Raw genomic sequence first — 14067 nt, 5'->3', positions numbered from 1 at the left:
CGGCCGCGCGGCCGCAAAGGCCATCGTCACCCGAAAGGAGGGTCCGCCGCTACTGTCCGCGCGCCTGCAAGGAGGCGAGGTACGCGTTGTACGCCTGGAGCTCCCGGTCCCCGTCGCGGTCCGCCGCCCGGTCGGAACGCTTCGCCGTCCGCTGTTCCGAGCGGTACCACTGGAACACCAGCGCCACCAGGACCACCACCGAGGGAATCTCGCTGAACGCCCAGGCGATGCCGCCCGCCGCGCTCTGGTCGGACAGCGCGTCGATGCCGAGCGAGGCCGGAGGGTCCTGGTACACCTCCACCATCGGCGTGGAGGCCATCATGAGGGCGATCCCGAAGAAGGCGTGGAACGGCATCCCGGCGAACAGCTCCAGCATCCGCATCACATAGCCGGGGCGGTGCGGACCCGGGTCGACCCCCATGATGGGCCAGAAGAAGAACAGGCCGACCGCGAGGAAGTGCACCATCATCACGAGGTGCCCCGTCGTCGAGCCCATCAGGTAGTCGAAGAGCGGCGTGAAGTACAGGCCGTACAGACTGGCGATGAACAGCGGGATCGTGAACGCGGGATGCGTGACGATCTTCATGTACCGGCTGTGCAGCAGCATCAGCAGCAGCTCGCGCGGCCCCTTCGTGCCGCGCGGCGCGACCGGCAGCGCGCGCAGCGCGAGCGTCACCGGCGCGCCCAGCAGCAGCAGGATCGGCGACAGCATGCTGATCACCATGTGCTGCACCATGTGCACGCTGAACATGACCATGCCGTAGTCGTTGAGCCGGGTGCACATCACCAGCGCGATCGTCAGCACCCCGATCACGAACAGGACCGTGCGCCCCACCGGCCACGCGTCCCCGCGCCGCCGCAGCCGCAGCACCCCGTATCCGTACAGCAGCACCGCCAGGACGCAGCCGATCAGGAAGAACGGGTCCGCGGAGAAGTGGAGTCCGCGTCCCAGCGTGAACGGCGGCAGGTCCATGTCCATGCCGTGCCCGCTGTGATCCATCTGTTCACTCCCGATGGGAACGCCGGGACGTCCCCGTTTCGTGCCGGTTGTCCCGACCAGAGTAGAACCGCCCCCGGCCGATCTTGCGGCCGGGGGCGGTCTCGTGCCGGGTGTCGCTCAGAGCACGCACTCCGCCTCGGCGTACCGGGCGGCCGGGACCGTCTTCAGGGTCTCCACCGCGTGCGCGAGCGGCACCAGGGTGATGTCCGTGCCGCGCAGCGCCGTCATCATGCCGAAATCGCCGCGGTGCGCCGCCTCCACCGCGTGCCAGCCGAAGCGGGTGGCGAGGACGCGGTCGTACGCGGTCGGGGTGCCGCCGCGCTGGACGTGGCCCAGGATGACCGGGCGGGCCTCCTTGCCGAGACGCTGCTCCAGCTCGACCGAGAGCTGGGTGGCCACGCCCGTGAAGCGCTCGTGGCCGTAGATGTCCTTGGCGCCCGACTGGAACTCCATGGAGCCCTCGCGCGGCTTCGCGCCCTCCGCGACGACGACGATCGCGAACTTCTTGCCGGCCGAGAAGCGCCGGCCCACGACCTCGGTCAGCTCGTCGATGTCGAAGGGGCGCTCCGGGACGACGATGGCGTGCGCGCCGGCCGCCATGCCGGAGTGCAGGGCGATCCAGCCGGTGTGGCGGCCCATGACCTCGACGATCATGACGCGCTGGTGCGACTCGGCGGTGGTCTTCAGCCGGTCCAGCGCCTCGGTGGCGACGCCGACGGCGGTGTCGAAACCGAAGGTGACGTCGGTGGAGGCTATGTCGTTGTCGATGGTCTTCGGCACACCGACGATCGGGAGGCCCGCCTCGGAGAGCAGGTTCGCCGCCTTGAGGGTGCCCTCGCCGCCGATCGGGATGATCGCGTCGAGCCCCAGGTCCCGGACATGGCCGCGGGCCGTCTCGACGCCCCCGCGCAGATGCGCCGGCTGGACCCGGGAGGAGCCGAGGATCGTGCCGCCACGGGCGAGGATGCCGCCCACGGCGTCCAGGTCGAGCTTGCGGTAGTCGCACTCCAGCAGGCCCCGCCACCCGTCGTGGAAGCCGATGACCTCGTCGCCGTGGTCGACCACAGCGCGGTGGACGACGGACCGGATGACGGCATTGAGGCCGGGGCAGTCGCCGCCGGAGGTGAGCACACCAATTCGCATTGCCCGGGAAACCTTTGCAACGTGGGCCGACGACCGGACCACGTCGTCCGGCTGGATCCCCGCCACCCTACCGGCGCAGGGTGGCGGGACCGAACCGGGCGTCCGCCTGCTGGACGCCGCTCATCCGAGCCCTGCGCCACTCATTGGACAACCAGTGAAATGCCTGGTCAGGCGGGCTGCGTGGCAGCCGCGACACGCTCCGCGCGGAGCGCCTCGTACCACCGGTCGTCGGTCGGCGGGAGCGCGTTCACATCGAGGGCCAGCTTCAGCAGCAGGTCCGCGATCATGGGGTTCCGGGCCATCACCGGACCGTGCATGTACGTACCGAACACGGTGTCGTTGTACGCGCCCTCGGTGCCGTCCCCCGTGCCGTTGCCCCGGCCGAACCGCACCCGGGCGAACGGCCGCGCCGTCGGTCCGAGGTGCGTGACGCCCTGGTGGTTCTCGAACCCGGTCAGCGGCGGAAGGCCCAGCTGCGGGTCGATGTCCGCCAGCACGTCGCCGACGCACCGAGCGCCCTCGCCGCGCGTCGAGACCACGTCCAGCAGACCGAGACCCTGCTCGCGCTCACCGAGGTCGTTGATGAACTCGTGGCCGAGGATCTGGTAGCCGGCGCAGACCGAGAAGATGATCGCGCCGTTGGACGCGGCCCGGGCGAGCCCGCCGTCGCGGCGCAGCCGCTCCGCCGCGAGCCGCTGCGGCCGGTCCTCGCCGCCGCCGATCAGATAGATGTCGCCCGACGTGGGCACGGGCTGGTCGCTGCGCACGTCCACGCGCGCCACGTCCAGGCCGCGCTGACGGGCCCGGCGCTCCACCACCAGGGCGTTGCCCTGGTCGCCGTAGGTGCTCAGCAGGTCCGGGTACACCCACACCAGCCGCAGGCTGTTGTTGCTCATGCTTCGTCCTCTCCGGAGGGGCCCGGGGCCGGGGTCAGTTGCCGACACGGCGGCGCAGGTCCTGGAAGGCGGTGTAGTTGGCGATGACCTCGATGCGTCCGGGCGGAGCCTGCCGCACGGCCTCGTCCAGGTTCTCGCAGACCCGGAAGTCGAGTCCGGCCACTTCGAGGCGGACGGCGAGGTCCAGCTTGCGGTCGCCGAGCACGAAGATCGGGTGGCCCGCGAGCTGGGTGTAGTCGACGTCCCACAGCCACGAGGTGTCCGTGCCGTCCGCGCCGCGCGCGTTCACCGAGAGGATCACCGGGGTCGGCGGCGGGTCGATCAGCGAGAACGTCTCCAGCCAGCCCGCCGGGTTCTTCGCCAGCAGGAGCCGGAGCTCACGGCCGAGGAAGCTCACCACGTCGTACCGGCCGGCGACGGCCTGCACCTGGTACATGCGCTCCAGCGCCACCTGCGGCGGCACACCGAAGACCGCGGCGACGGCCGCCGAGCTGGTGGCGTTGGCCTTGTTGGCGCGGCCGGGGAGCTGGAGGTGGATCGGCCACGCCGAACCGTGCGGGTCGAGCACGTAGTCGCCGTGCAGCACCCAGCTGGGCGGCGGACGCCGGAAACCGCACTCGCCGCAGAACCAGTCGTCGCCGGGGCGCTGCATGACCCCGCCGCAGGACGGGCAGGACCAGGCGTCGTCCTTCCAGGCCTGGCCGGCCGCGACCCACACCACGTTGGGGGAGGAGGAGGCCGCCCAGACGATCAGCGGGTCGTCGGCGTTGGCGACGATCACGGACTTCGAGCCGGACAGCCCTTCACGCCACTTCTCGGCCAGCATCCGCGTCTCCGCGGCCCGGTCCAGCTGGTCGCGCGAGAGGTTGAGGAGCGCGATCACCTTGGGCGTCGTGTCGCGGGCCACCCCGGCGAGGTACTTCTCGTCGACCTCGATCACGCCGTACTGCGCGTCGGACCCGCCGGCCAGCGCCGACGTGATGCCCGCGGGCATGTTGGCGCCGAGCGCGTTCGACACGACGGGGCCCGCGGCGCGCAGCGCCTCGGCGATCAGCCGGGTGGTGGTCGTCTTGCCGTTCGTCGCCGAGACGAGGACCACGTCCAGGTGCTGCGCCAGCCGCCCGAGCAGGTCGGGGTCGAGCTTGAGCGCCACCCGGCCGCCGATCACCGATCCGCTGCCCCGCCCGGCCGCCCGCGACACCGCCGCAGCGGCCTTGCCCGCCGTCACGGCCAGCTTGGCCCGCGGCGACAACGGCTCCGTGTTGCCTGCCATCGTCCTAGATCCTCCTTGCATCGGTCCGCCGCCCAGCCTATCGATGTCCGGCACTATGACCGCACGGCGGCACCGTCCGGCACGTGGACTTCCCTGGGAATGGAGGACGCGTGAGCGGGTCGTCGCGTTCTCCGAGGGTCCGCCGGCGACGGAATCCGGGTGCACGGGCGGCCGGGGGCGCGTTACCGTCGGCGTATGGACGTCAACGGCATCACCACCACCGCGACCGCGCGAGCGACCAGCTCGCCGGTTGCCGCCGTCTGACTTTCCCCTCCCCCGGCGACCGGAAACGGTCCGCCGGTGGTGCCGCGGTGATTCCTCCCCGGCCGGGTGACCGGACGGTCCCGTTCTCCGGCGCCTCCCCGCCACCGCGAAGGAGCCGTCCCCGTGGACACCGACCAGCTCGCCCGTATCTTCCTGGAGTACTTCGAGGAGCGCGGCCACCGCCGCGTCACCGGCTCCACCCTGCTGCCGCCGCCCGGCGACCCCGTGCTCTTCACCACATCCGGGATGCATCCCCTCACCCCGTACCTGGAGGGCCGCCCGCACCCGCTGGGCAGCAGGCTCGTCAACCGGCAGCGGTGCCTGCGCACCACCGACCTGGACGAGGTCGGCGACGCCACCCACCTCACCGTCTTCGAGATGCTCGGCAGCTGGTCGCTGGGGGACTACGAGGGCCCGCGGAGCCTGGAATGGGGATACGGGCTGCTCACCGAGGGTCTGGGGATCGACCCCGGCCGGCTGCACGCCACGGTGTACGCCGGGGACGAGCGCACCGGGTGCGACACCGCCTCGCTGCGGGTGTGGCAGCGACTGGGCGTCCCCGTGGAGCCGACGGTCGAGGACAACTGGTGGTCCAACGGGCCGACCGGGCCGTGCGGCCCCGACTCGGAGATCTTCCTGTGGAGCGGCGAGGGGCCGCCCGTGTCCACGCCCACGGGGGACGACCGCTGGGTGGAGGTGTGGAACCACGTCACGATGAGCCACCGCAGGCTCGACGACGGCTCACTGGTGCCGCTGCCGCGGCGCAATGTCGACACCGGGCTCGGTCTGGAACGCCTCGCCTCGTTGCTCCAGGGGCGGCGCTCGGTGTTCGAGTGCGATGTCTTCGAACCCTGGCGCCGGCTCGTACCGGCCCTGTGGCCGCTGGACGAGCCCTCGCTGCGGCTGGTCTGCGACCACCTGCGCTCCGCCGTCGTCGTCGTCGGCGACGGGGTCCGCCCGGCCGCCACCGGGCGCGGTTACGTGCTGCGCCGCCTGCTGCGGCGGGCCCTGACCGTGCTCCGGCAGCGCGACCCCTCGCGCACGCTCGCCGATCTGCCGCCCGAGCCGGTCCGGCACACCCTGGAGCACTTCCGGCAGGACGTGGACCCCGGCGAGGTGCTGCGCGTGCTGGCCGACGAGGAGCGCCGGTTCGGCCGGCTCCTGGAACGCGGAAGGCGGGTGCTGGCCCGGCCCCGGTTCCGCGGGCCCCTGACGGAGGAGGACCTGCACTACCTCCACGACACCCACGGGCTGCCCCGCGACCTGGTCACGGCCCTGCGCGAGGAGTGAGACGACGGCGGTGCCGGGGCCGCCCGCCCCGGCACCGCCGTCGTCGCGTCTCAGGGGGTGACCACGGTCCCGCCGAAGGACACGACCAGGCGGCCGTCGGAGGCGAACGACCAGTCCATGGCCCCGTCGTACGCGGAGCACCGGGAGCCGTTCGAGCCGGTCCAGAACTGGTTGGAGCCGTCCGCGTCGCCGACGGTCTTGTCGTTGGAGCCGTCACCGCCGCGGCAGGAGGTGTTGTCCCGGAACACCGAAGTGCCCTTGTCGAAGGAGAAGTTGCGCTCCTCGTTGTCGATGCCGACGTTGTCGGACACGGTCATCGAGCCGGGGTTGCTGTTGTACGTGAAGCCGTGGTGGCCGTTGTTGTAGGCGATGTTGCGCCGCACGACGTGGTCGACCTCGATCCCGTCGCCGCCGAGCTTGAAGCCGTTGCGGTCGCCGTCCTCGTTCACGGTGCCGTCGGACAGGGTGCCGTTGTCGTAGCTGAGGGAGTCCTCGATGGTCACCGGGCCGATGGGGCCGGTCTCCGTCTTGGTGTAGAGGTCCCAGCCGTCGTCGATGTTGTTGTGCGAGACGGTGTAGCGGAAGACGTTGCCGGGGCCCGCGGTGAGCTTGGCGGCGAACCCGTCCGCGTCCTCGCCGTCGGAGTCCGCGTTGTCGTGGGACTCGGAGCTGAGGACGAGGTTGCGCGCCGGCCACTCGTCGTCGGGGGTGTCGGAGGAGATCCGGGAGATCTGGAGCCCCGAGTCGTGGTTGAAGCGGGTCACGGCGTGCTCGATGACGTTGTCGCTGCCGCCGACGAAGATGCCGTTGTCGCCGGCGTGCTCGACGGTGAGGCCGTCGATGTGCCAGTAGTCGCCGTTCACCGCGAGTCCGCGGTTGGCCGGGTCCTCGCTCATCTCCGAGAAGTTCAGCACCGGCCGCTCGCCCGGGTAGGCGGCCATGGTGGTGCGGGCGCCCGGTGTGCCGTCGTTGCCCGGCGGGATGGTGACCGTCTGCCCGTAGTGGTACGTGCCGCCGCGCAGATAGATCGTGCCGCCGGCGTTCACCCGGCTGATCGCCGAGGCGAGCGTGGTGGGGTCCGACTCGGTGCCGGCGGCGGCGGCGCTCCCGTCCGGCGCCACGTAGAGCGCGGCGGCCGCCGGGGAAGCGTTTTCCTCAGTGGGGGAGGCTTGTGCGGTGGTGCCCAGGACGGCGAGCGAGCCGGCGAGCAGGCCGGCACATGCGAGAACAGGCTTGAGCTGCATTTCTACTCCAGTGGGGGGAGTGGGCCGGGCGGCGCTGCCGCCCGACGGTGTGCAAGCGCTTTCCGTCGACCGTAGAGTGATGCCATGGACGCGTCAATGGTCATGCATGGGTTCAGTGATCGCGTATGTGAACGCGTGCTGGAACGGGTGACCTGAGCGCCGGGGTTGACGAGGGTGGGCGCGCGCCGTGGGGCGCGCCGCGCGGAACGTACGATGACCGCCATGCGCAACCGCCCGATCCCCGGCAGCTCCGGAATCGTCCGCACCATGAGCCTGCTCGGCGACCCGGTCCTGCACGCGGCCTGCGAACCGGTCACGGAGTTCGGCCCCCCGCTCGCCCGGCTCGTCGAGGACATGTTCGCCACGATGTACGAGGCCCGCGGCGTCGGGCTCGCCGCCAACCAGATCGGTGTGCCGTCACGGGTGTTCGTCTTCGACTGCCCCGACGACGAGGACGTGCGCCACCTCGGGCACGTGGTGAACCCGGTTCTCGTGGAGGCGGACGGGGTCACGGTGCGCGGCTCGGAGGGCTGCCTCTCGCTCCCCGGCCTGGAGGCCGGCACCCCGCGCTTCGACCACGCGGTGGTCGAGGGCGTCACCATGACGGGCGAGCCGGTCCGGATCGACGGCACCGGTTTCTTCGCCCGCTGCCTCCAGCACGAGTGCGACCACCTGGAGGGCCGGGTCTACACCGACCGGCTGACCGGGCTGCGCCGGGCCCGGGTGCTGCGCGCGGCCCGCCGGGCGCCGTGGGCGCGTACCGGCTGAGCCGGCCGGCGGCCCGTCAGAAGCCCGGCCCGTCCCCGTGGGCGCGTACCGGCTGAGCCGGCCGGCGGCCCGTCAGAAGCCCGGCCCGTCCTCCCGGTCGCCCGCCTCGGCCAGCCTGCCCCAGAGCAGGTCGGCGAGGCTCCGGACCAGCTGCTCGCGCGAGCAGGGGCGTTCGCCCAGCCACCAGTCACCGGCCGCGTGCATCATGCCGACGATGCCGTGGCCCCAGATCCGGGCCATCGCCTCGCCGTCCGGGCCGAGGTCCACCCGCTCCGCGATCACCGTGGCCAGCTCCTCGCCCAGGCGGCGCAGCAGCGGTGCGGAGTGCCGGCCCACGTCGAAGCCCTGCTCGGGGGAGGGGGCCGAGTCGTCGGACGGGTGCATCAGGAAGCGGTAGACCTGCGGGCGGGCCTCGATCGCCGCGAGGTAGGTGTCGAGCGTCGACTCGACCCGGGCGCGCCGCTCCGCGGGGGCGTCGAGCGCGGCGCGCAGGGCGCTCAGCAGCGCGTCGGTGTGCCGCTTGGCGAGGGCCCGGTAGAGCCCGCCCTTGTCGCCGAAATGCCGGTAGAGGATCGGCTTCGTGATGCCCGCCTCCGCCGCGATGGCGTTCATCGAGGCCCCGGGGCCGTCCCTGAGCACCACGCGGTCGGCGGCTTCGAGCAGCTCGCGGCGGCGGCGCTCGGCCGTGGGCCGCCGGCGCTCGGCCTGTCGTGTGGTCTCCATGTCGTCTCTCCCACCCCTGACCGTGCCTGTCCGTCGTGCCTGCGCAACGTAACACCCTGTCCGGCGGGGCGCGGATGGCGTCTCATGCGGTTGACAGAGGCTACTTGCCGGTAACAGACTGTTGTTACCGCAAGTAACGAGCGTTTCGACGGCAGTACGTGGAGGGGAACATGGCCGAGTTCACGCTTGAGCTCAACGATGACCAGAAGCAGGTCCGCGACTGGCTCCACGGCTTCGCCGCGGACGTGATCCGTCCGGCCGCTTCGGAGTGGGACGAGCGTGAGGAGACGCCCTGGCCCGTGATCCAGGAGGCGGCGAAGGTCGGGATCTACTCCCTCGACTTCTACGCCCAGCAGTTCTTCGATCCTACGGGGCTCGGCATTCCGATGGCCATGGAGGAGCTGTTCTGGGGCGACGCCGGCATCGCCCTGTCGATCGTCGGCACCGGCCTGGCGGCCGTCGGCGTCCTCGCCAACGGTACCGAGGAGCAGATCGGCACCTGGATCCCGCAGATGTACGGGGACGCCGACGACGTCAAGGTCGCGGCCTTCTGCTCCTCCGAGCCGGACGCCGGTTCCGACGTCGCCTCGATGCGCACCCGCGCGGTCTACGACCAGGCCAAGGACGAGTGGGTGCTCAACGGCACCAAGACCTGGGCGACCAACGGCGGCATCGCCAACGTCCACGTGGTCGTCGCGGTCGTCGATCCGGAGCTCGGATCCAAGGGCCACGCCTCCTTCATCGTGCCGCCGGGCACCCCCGGCCTCTCCCAGGGCCAGAAGTTCAAGAAGCACGGCATCCGCGCCTCGCACACCGCCGAGGTCGTCCTGGAGGACGTGCGCGTGCCGGGGCACTGCCTGCTCGGCGGCAAGGAGAAGCTGGACCAGCGCCTCGCCCGCGCCCGCGAGCGCGCCGCCACCGGTGGCGAGCGCGTGAAGAACGCCGCGATGGCCACCTTCGAGGCGTCCCGCCCGGCCGTCGGCGCCATGGCGGTAGGCACCGCCCGCGCCGCGTACGAAGTGGCGCTCGACTACGCGAAGACGCGGACGCAGTTCGGCCGCCCGATCATCGACAACCAGGGCGTCGCCTTCCAGCTCGCCGACATGCGGACCCGGATCGACGCGGCCCGGCTGCTGGTCTGGCGCGCCTCCTGGATGGCCACCACCGGCAAGCCGTTCGAGTCGGCCGAGGGCTCCATGTCCAAGCTGTTCGCGAGCGAGACGGCCAAGAAGGTCACCGCCCAGGCGGTCCAGATCCTGGGCGGCAACGGCTTCACGCGCGAGTACCCGGTGGAGCGCATGCACCGGGACGCCGCGATCTACACGATCTTCGAGGGCACCAGCGAGATCCAGCGCCTGGTCATCGCCCGCACCCTCTCGGGCATGCCCATCCGCTGACGGCGTCGCGAGCCGTCCTGCGTCCACGGCCCCCGTCCCACCGGCACGTTCCGGGGGACGGGGGCCGTGGACGTGGAGCACACGCGATGGTGTGCACCTGCCATGTACCTGTAGATTTTCGGGAGATCGTGACCGGGTGGTGGAGGGAGCAGGGCATGGCGGGAGCCGGTGCGGGACGGATCGCGGTGACCGCGGCGGCGGCCTTCGGGCTCGTGGTCACCGTGCAGGCGACGGCGTCCGCCGAGCCCCGGACGGTCGAGGCCGTCTTCGGCGGCCACGGGATGTGGAACGCGGACCCGTACGGCGCCGCCCCCGGCGACTCGATCCGCGCCTGCGACACCGTCGCCGACGGCTGGAGCATCGAGGTGAAGCTGGACATCGGCCGGGACGGCACCTGGGACCGCACGGCCACCACCCGCGGCCACACCTCGCCGTACTGCACCCCGTGGAAGACCGGCAACATCAAGGAGGGCACCCCCGTCCTCGTCCAGGTCGCGAACGTGGGCGGCGATGCCACCTACCCCAAGGGCTCCGTGCTGCTCAGCCGCGCCTGATCCCGTGCTACGCCGGCAGCTGCGCCTCGATCGCCGCCACCAGCTCGGGCGCGTCCGGCTCCGTGCGGGGGCGGATACGGGCGACCGGCTCGCCCGCCGGTGAGATCAGGAACTTCTCGAAGTTCCACTGGACGTCCCCGGCCTCGCCCTCGGCGTCCGCGAGCCGGGTCAGCTCCGCGTACAGCGGGTGCCGGTTCGCGCCGTTCACCTCGGTCTTCTCCAGCAGCGGGAAGCTCACCCCGTACGTGGTCGAGCAGAACGTCTCGATCTCCTCGGCGGTCCCGGGCTCCTGGCCGCCGAACTGGTTGCACGGCACGCCGAGCACGGTGAATCCGCGGTCCCCGTACTCCTTCTGCAGCCGCTCCAGACCGGCGTACTGCGGGGTCAGCCCGCACTTCGACGCCACGTTCACCAGCAGCACGGCCCGGCCGCGGTAGTCGCCCAGCGACGTCGGCCGGTCGTCGAGGGTGCGCAGCGGGATGTCGTACAGCGTCATGGATGTCTCCTCATCGGTGTCTTCCCGGCCCATTCTCACCCCAGGGACGCGTCCGCTACGCGGCCGACCGCCTTGTAGTAGAAGGTCGTCGGCTTGAGGACGCCGTCCGGCCCGGCCGCGTAGTCCGGGACCGAACCGCACTCCGTCCACCCCGCCGCGCGGTACAGGCGCTCCGCGGGGCTGCCGCTCTCGGTGTCCAGGACCAGGAGCGTGACGCCGTCCCCGGCCGCCGTGCGCTCGGCCGCGGCCAGCAGCTCGCGGCCGATCCCGCGCCCGCGCGCCGAGGGGCGGACCATCAGCTTGGTGACCTCCGCGCGGTGGCGGGCGTTGGGCAGCGGCGCCCGGACCAGACCGATCGTGCCCGCGACGCGTTCCCCGTCCCGGGCGATCCACGCCCGCAGCAGCCCCGCCTCGACCGCCGAGGCCCGGGCGCGCCACCACTCGGCGGCGGTGTCCCGGTCCAGGGGCGCCAGGAACCCCACGGACGAGCCTTCCTCGACGGTCTCCACCAGCAGGGCGGCCAGCTCATCGGCGTAGGTGACCAGCTCGGGGCCGGACACCGGGACGATCTCGGTCATGGGGGCGGGTCCTTCCATGGGGCGCCGGGCCGCATTCCCGCGCGGGCCGGCTGAAAGGTGATCCTAAGGCGGGGTGTCCGGCGGGAGGCGGGCGGGCCGTCGGTCGGGCCTCCGCCCGCCGTACTGCCGGACACGCGTCCTCGTGACACTCTGGAAGCGGAACGTCCGGTTTGGTTCCGGTCCGTGCCGGGCGACCGTGTCAGCAAAGGAGGCCCGACATGGCCAACACGGGCAGCGCACCGGCGGCGTCACACGGCACCGGCGGATCACACCATCCCGCCCGCACGGGCTGGACCGCGTTCGCCGCGGTCCTGATGATCTTCGGCGGTGCCATGGCGATCTTCCAGGGCATCGCGGCCATCGCCAAGGACGACGTGTTCGTCGCCACGCGCAACTATGTCTTCCAGTTCAACCTGACCGGCTGGGGATGGATCCACCTCATCCTCGGCATCGTCATCGTCCTGGCCGGCTGCGCGCTGTTCACCGGCGCCTTCTGGGCGCGGGCGGTCGGCGTGGTCCTCGCCGGACTCGGCGCACTGGCCAACTTCCTGTGGCTGCCGTACTACCCGCTGTGGGCCATCGTGCTCATCGCCATCGACGTCTTCGTCATCTGGGCGCTCTGCGCGGGGCCGGACCACCGCGCGAAGGCCTGACGGGGCCTCACGCCTCCCTCAGCACCACGAGCGTGTCGCCCGGAGCCGGCTCCGGGCGACCGCTCTGTGTGGCGGGCAGAAGCCGGCCGTCCGGCCGCACCACGAACAGCAGGTGCTCCCCGGGCGCCGGCGGGCCGTCCGCCGGCCGGGCCACCACCCGCGCCCCGGCCTCGTACTTCCGGGCGATCTCGGGCCGGGTGAGGCCAGGCCCGAACAGGGCCTCGCCGTCGGTGTACGGGGCCACCACACCGTGGCTCGCGGAGGGCGGGGCGAGCCGGCCGATGTCCCCCTCGACGCTCTCCCGGAGCGTGAGCGACGCCAGCGCGTTGAAGTCGTCCTCGCCGGTGAGCAGGAGCACCGAGGTGATCCCTTCCAGGTCCGCGCCGGCCCCCGTGGCCGCGGCGAGCAGCTCACCGGGCGCCAGCTTCAGCCCCGCGGCCGTGATCCGCGCCCGCTCCTCGTCCGCGCCCGCCCACATCAGCACGTCGAGCCCCGCCGCACTCAGCGCGCACGCCAGGTCCACCGCCCACGGCGCCCCGCCCACCAGCAGCGGCCGGGACCGGGCCGGCCGCAGCACCCCGAGCCGCCGCGCCACCGGGAACGCGGTCAGACCGTAGAGCGTCACCGTCGCCACGATCACCACGAAGGTCGCGGGCAGGATGCGCTCCGCGCCGGCGACGTGGTGACCGGCCAGCTCGGAGGAGAACGTCGAGGCGGTGGCCGCGGCGACGATGCCCCGGGGCGCCATCCAGCCGATGAACCACCGCTCCCGCGCGGGCACGTCGGTGCCGGCCGCCGCGAGGTGGGCGATGAGCGGCCGGGTCACCAGGACGAGGAAGGCGGCCAGCGCCAGCGCGGGCAGCACCACGTGCCGCAGCGAGGCCGGGGTGACCGTCGCCGAGATGGAGACGAAGAGCAGGCCGATGATCAGGGAGGCCAGCGTCTCGAAGAACGGGCGGCGGGCCGGCAGATCGAGACCGGGCAGATTGGCCATGGCCATCCCCATCACGACGGCCGAGATCAGCCCCGTGTCGTCACGCAGCGCGTCGCAGGCCGCCGCCACCCCGACCACGGCGGCCAGCTGGAGGGAGGACTCCAGCTCCTCGCTGAGCCGCACCCGCCGCAGCACCAGCCACAGCACCGCGGCACCGGCCGCGCCCGCCCCCACGCCCACCCCCGCGCTGGCCAGGAAGTGCCCGAGCCCGCTGCCGAACCCCGGCCGGCCGCCCGCCAGGATTCCGTGGAAGACGAGTGCCCCCAGAATGCCGCCGACCGGGTCGATCAGCGCACCCTCCCAGACGAGGATGCGCCGCAGCCGCTCCGTGGGCCGCACGAAGGCGAGCAGCGGCCCCACGACCGTCGGGCCGGACACGACGAGGATCGCCGCGAGCATGACCGCCGCCCGCGCCGACATGTCCAGCACCGGTACGGCGAAGAGCGCGGCGGACACCAGCGTCAGCAGCGACCCCAGCCACAGCAGCCGGATCACCACCCGCCGGTTGTGCCCCCTGAGCCGCTTCAGGTCCAGGCCCAGCCCGGCGTCGTACAGGATCACGGCCACCGCCAGCGACACCAGCGGCGAGAAGGCGGGGCCGAGCAGCCGTTCGGGATCGATGTCGTCGGTGAGCGCTCCCGCGGTGAACCCGGCCGGCAGCAGCACGAGCAGCGCCGGCACCCGCAGCCGTCTCGCCAGCAGCTGCGAACCGACCGCGAGGACCACGATCAGCCCGAGCCCCACGTACACCTGGTCCGCCGTCATCGACCCGCCTCCTCCGGCGCACCCGGGCG

General features: G+C 72.3%; 14 protein-coding genes. 5 read left to right on the top strand and 9 right to left on the bottom strand.

Going from position 1 to position 14067, the window contains the following annotated elements; genetic code table 11:
* Positions 1 to 49: 49 nt before the first annotated feature.
* The 4 genes from FKN01_RS13595 to FKN01_RS13580 form a co-directional block, all read right to left on the bottom strand.
* Positions 50 to 1000, bottom strand: a complete 951-nt coding sequence (locus tag FKN01_RS13595; protein WP_143620013.1) for a cytochrome c oxidase assembly protein — start codon at positions 998 to 1000, stop codon at positions 50 to 52.
* A 117-nt stretch (positions 1001 to 1117) separates the two neighbouring features.
* The gene (locus FKN01_RS13590; RefSeq protein WP_143620011.1) at positions 1118 to 2143 is read right to left on the bottom strand and encodes a 6-phosphofructokinase; all 1026 of its coding nucleotides are present in this window, start codon (positions 2141 to 2143) and stop codon (positions 1118 to 1120) included.
* A 167-nt stretch (positions 2144 to 2310) separates the two neighbouring features.
* On the bottom strand, positions 2311 to 3039 hold the full coding sequence (locus FKN01_RS13585) for a type 1 glutamine amidotransferase (RefSeq protein WP_073968917.1): 729 nt from the start codon (positions 3037 to 3039) through the stop codon (positions 2311 to 2313).
* 34 nt (positions 3040 to 3073) lie between these two features.
* Complete coding sequence (locus FKN01_RS13580; protein ID WP_143620009.1) at positions 3074 to 4312, bottom strand: MurT ligase domain-containing protein; 1239 nt, start codon at positions 4310 to 4312, stop codon at positions 3074 to 3076.
* A 387-nt stretch (positions 4313 to 4699) separates the two neighbouring features.
* Here FKN01_RS13580 and FKN01_RS13570 point away from each other — a divergent pair, with 387 nt between their 5' ends.
* Positions 4700 to 5866: an alanine--tRNA ligase-related protein gene (locus tag FKN01_RS13570; protein ID WP_143620005.1), complete on the top strand. Its 1167-nt coding sequence runs from the start codon at positions 4700 to 4702 to the stop codon at positions 5864 to 5866.
* Positions 5867 to 5916: 50 nt separating this feature from the next.
* Here FKN01_RS13570 and FKN01_RS13565 read toward each other — a convergent pair whose 3' ends face one another.
* Entirely contained in the window at positions 5917 to 7110 is a 1194-nt protein-coding gene (locus FKN01_RS13565; RefSeq protein ID WP_185992838.1) for a right-handed parallel beta-helix repeat-containing protein, read from the bottom strand.
* 213 nt (positions 7111 to 7323) lie between these two features.
* Between FKN01_RS13565 and def the strand changes: the two genes are divergently transcribed.
* Positions 7324 to 7878: a peptide deformylase gene (gene def, locus FKN01_RS13560; RefSeq protein WP_143620003.1), complete on the top strand. Its 555-nt coding sequence runs from the start codon at positions 7324 to 7326 to the stop codon at positions 7876 to 7878.
* 72 nt (positions 7879 to 7950) lie between these two features.
* Here def and FKN01_RS13555 read toward each other — a convergent pair whose 3' ends face one another.
* Positions 7951 to 8601 carry a TetR family transcriptional regulator gene (locus tag FKN01_RS13555; protein WP_143620001.1) on the bottom strand — a complete coding sequence of 217 codons (651 nt, stop codon included), beginning with the start codon at positions 8599 to 8601 and terminating at the stop codon, positions 7951 to 7953.
* Positions 8602 to 8771: 170 nt separating this feature from the next.
* Between FKN01_RS13555 and FKN01_RS13550 the strand changes: the two genes are divergently transcribed.
* On the top strand, positions 8772 to 9998 hold the full coding sequence (locus FKN01_RS13550; RefSeq protein WP_143619999.1) for an acyl-CoA dehydrogenase family protein: 1227 nt from the start codon (positions 8772 to 8774) through the stop codon (positions 9996 to 9998).
* A 155-nt stretch (positions 9999 to 10153) separates the two neighbouring features.
* Positions 10154 to 10552, top strand: coding sequence for a hypothetical protein (locus FKN01_RS13545; protein WP_143619997.1), 399 nt, complete (start codon positions 10154 to 10156; stop codon positions 10550 to 10552).
* A gap of 7 nt (positions 10553 to 10559) precedes the next feature.
* On the opposite strand, the gene FKN01_RS13540 is transcribed toward FKN01_RS13545, so the two are convergent.
* Together FKN01_RS13540 and FKN01_RS13535 are read right to left on the bottom strand one after the other, a co-directional pair.
* On the bottom strand, positions 10560 to 11048 hold the full coding sequence (locus FKN01_RS13540; RefSeq protein ID WP_143619995.1) for a glutathione peroxidase: 489 nt from the start codon (positions 11046 to 11048) through the stop codon (positions 10560 to 10562).
* 35 nt (positions 11049 to 11083) lie between these two features.
* Positions 11084 to 11626 (bottom strand): GNAT family N-acetyltransferase, encoded by a 543-nt coding sequence (locus FKN01_RS13535; protein ID WP_143619993.1) that lies wholly within the window; start codon positions 11624 to 11626, stop codon positions 11084 to 11086.
* Between the two features lie 218 nt (positions 11627 to 11844).
* Here FKN01_RS13535 and FKN01_RS13530 point away from each other — a divergent pair, with 218 nt between their 5' ends.
* Positions 11845 to 12279, top strand: a complete 435-nt coding sequence (locus FKN01_RS13530; RefSeq protein WP_143619991.1) for a hypothetical protein — start codon at positions 11845 to 11847, stop codon at positions 12277 to 12279.
* A gap of 7 nt (positions 12280 to 12286) precedes the next feature.
* On the opposite strand, the gene FKN01_RS13525 is transcribed toward FKN01_RS13530, so the two are convergent.
* Positions 12287 to 14038, bottom strand: coding sequence for a sodium:proton antiporter (locus tag FKN01_RS13525; protein WP_143619989.1), 1752 nt, complete (start codon positions 14036 to 14038; stop codon positions 12287 to 12289).
* Positions 14039 to 14067: the final 29 nt, after the last annotated feature.

Source organism: Streptomyces sp. 130 (assembly GCF_007096885.1).
Classification (GTDB): Bacteria; Actinomycetota; Actinomycetes; order Streptomycetales; family Streptomycetaceae; genus Streptomyces.
This window is presented reverse-complemented; position numbering and strand designations above follow the sequence as displayed.

What these genes read in the sequence shown, in the direction of transcription:
- FKN01_RS13595 (WP_143620013.1), bottom strand. Translation starts at nt 1,000, where the DNA reads ATGGATCACAGCGGGCACGGCATGGACATGGACCTGCCGCCGTTCACG.
- FKN01_RS13590 (WP_143620011.1), bottom strand. Translation starts at nt 2,143, where the DNA reads ATGCGAATTGGTGTGCTCACCTCCGGCGGCGACTGCCCCGGCCTCAAT.
- FKN01_RS13585 (WP_073968917.1), bottom strand. Translation starts at nt 3,039, where the DNA reads ATGAGCAACAACAGCCTGCGGCTGGTGTGGGTGTACCCGGACCTGCTG.
- FKN01_RS13580 (WP_143620009.1), bottom strand. Translation starts at nt 4,312, where the DNA reads ATGGCAGGCAACACGGAGCCGTTGTCGCCGCGGGCCAAGCTGGCCGTG.
- FKN01_RS13565 (WP_185992838.1), bottom strand. Translation starts at nt 7,110, where the DNA reads ATGCAGCTCAAGCCTGTTCTCGCATGTGCCGGCCTGCTCGCCGGCTCG.
- def (WP_143620003.1), top strand. Translation starts at nt 7,324, where the DNA reads ATGACCGCCATGCGCAACCGCCCGATCCCCGGCAGCTCCGGAATCGTC.
- FKN01_RS13555 (WP_143620001.1), bottom strand. Translation starts at nt 8,601, where the DNA reads ATGGAGACCACACGACAGGCCGAGCGCCGGCGGCCCACGGCCGAGCGC.
- FKN01_RS13550 (WP_143619999.1), top strand. Translation starts at nt 8,772, where the DNA reads ATGGCCGAGTTCACGCTTGAGCTCAACGATGACCAGAAGCAGGTCCGC.
- FKN01_RS13545 (WP_143619997.1), top strand. Translation starts at nt 10,154, where the DNA reads ATGGCGGGAGCCGGTGCGGGACGGATCGCGGTGACCGCGGCGGCGGCC.
- FKN01_RS13540 (WP_143619995.1), bottom strand. Translation starts at nt 11,048, where the DNA reads ATGACGCTGTACGACATCCCGCTGCGCACCCTCGACGACCGGCCGACG.
- FKN01_RS13535 (WP_143619993.1), bottom strand. Translation starts at nt 11,626, where the DNA reads ATGACCGAGATCGTCCCGGTGTCCGGCCCCGAGCTGGTCACCTACGCC.
- FKN01_RS13530 (WP_143619991.1), top strand. Translation starts at nt 11,845, where the DNA reads ATGGCCAACACGGGCAGCGCACCGGCGGCGTCACACGGCACCGGCGGA.
- FKN01_RS13525 (WP_143619989.1), bottom strand. Translation starts at nt 14,038, where the DNA reads ATGACGGCGGACCAGGTGTACGTGGGGCTCGGGCTGATCGTGGTCCTC.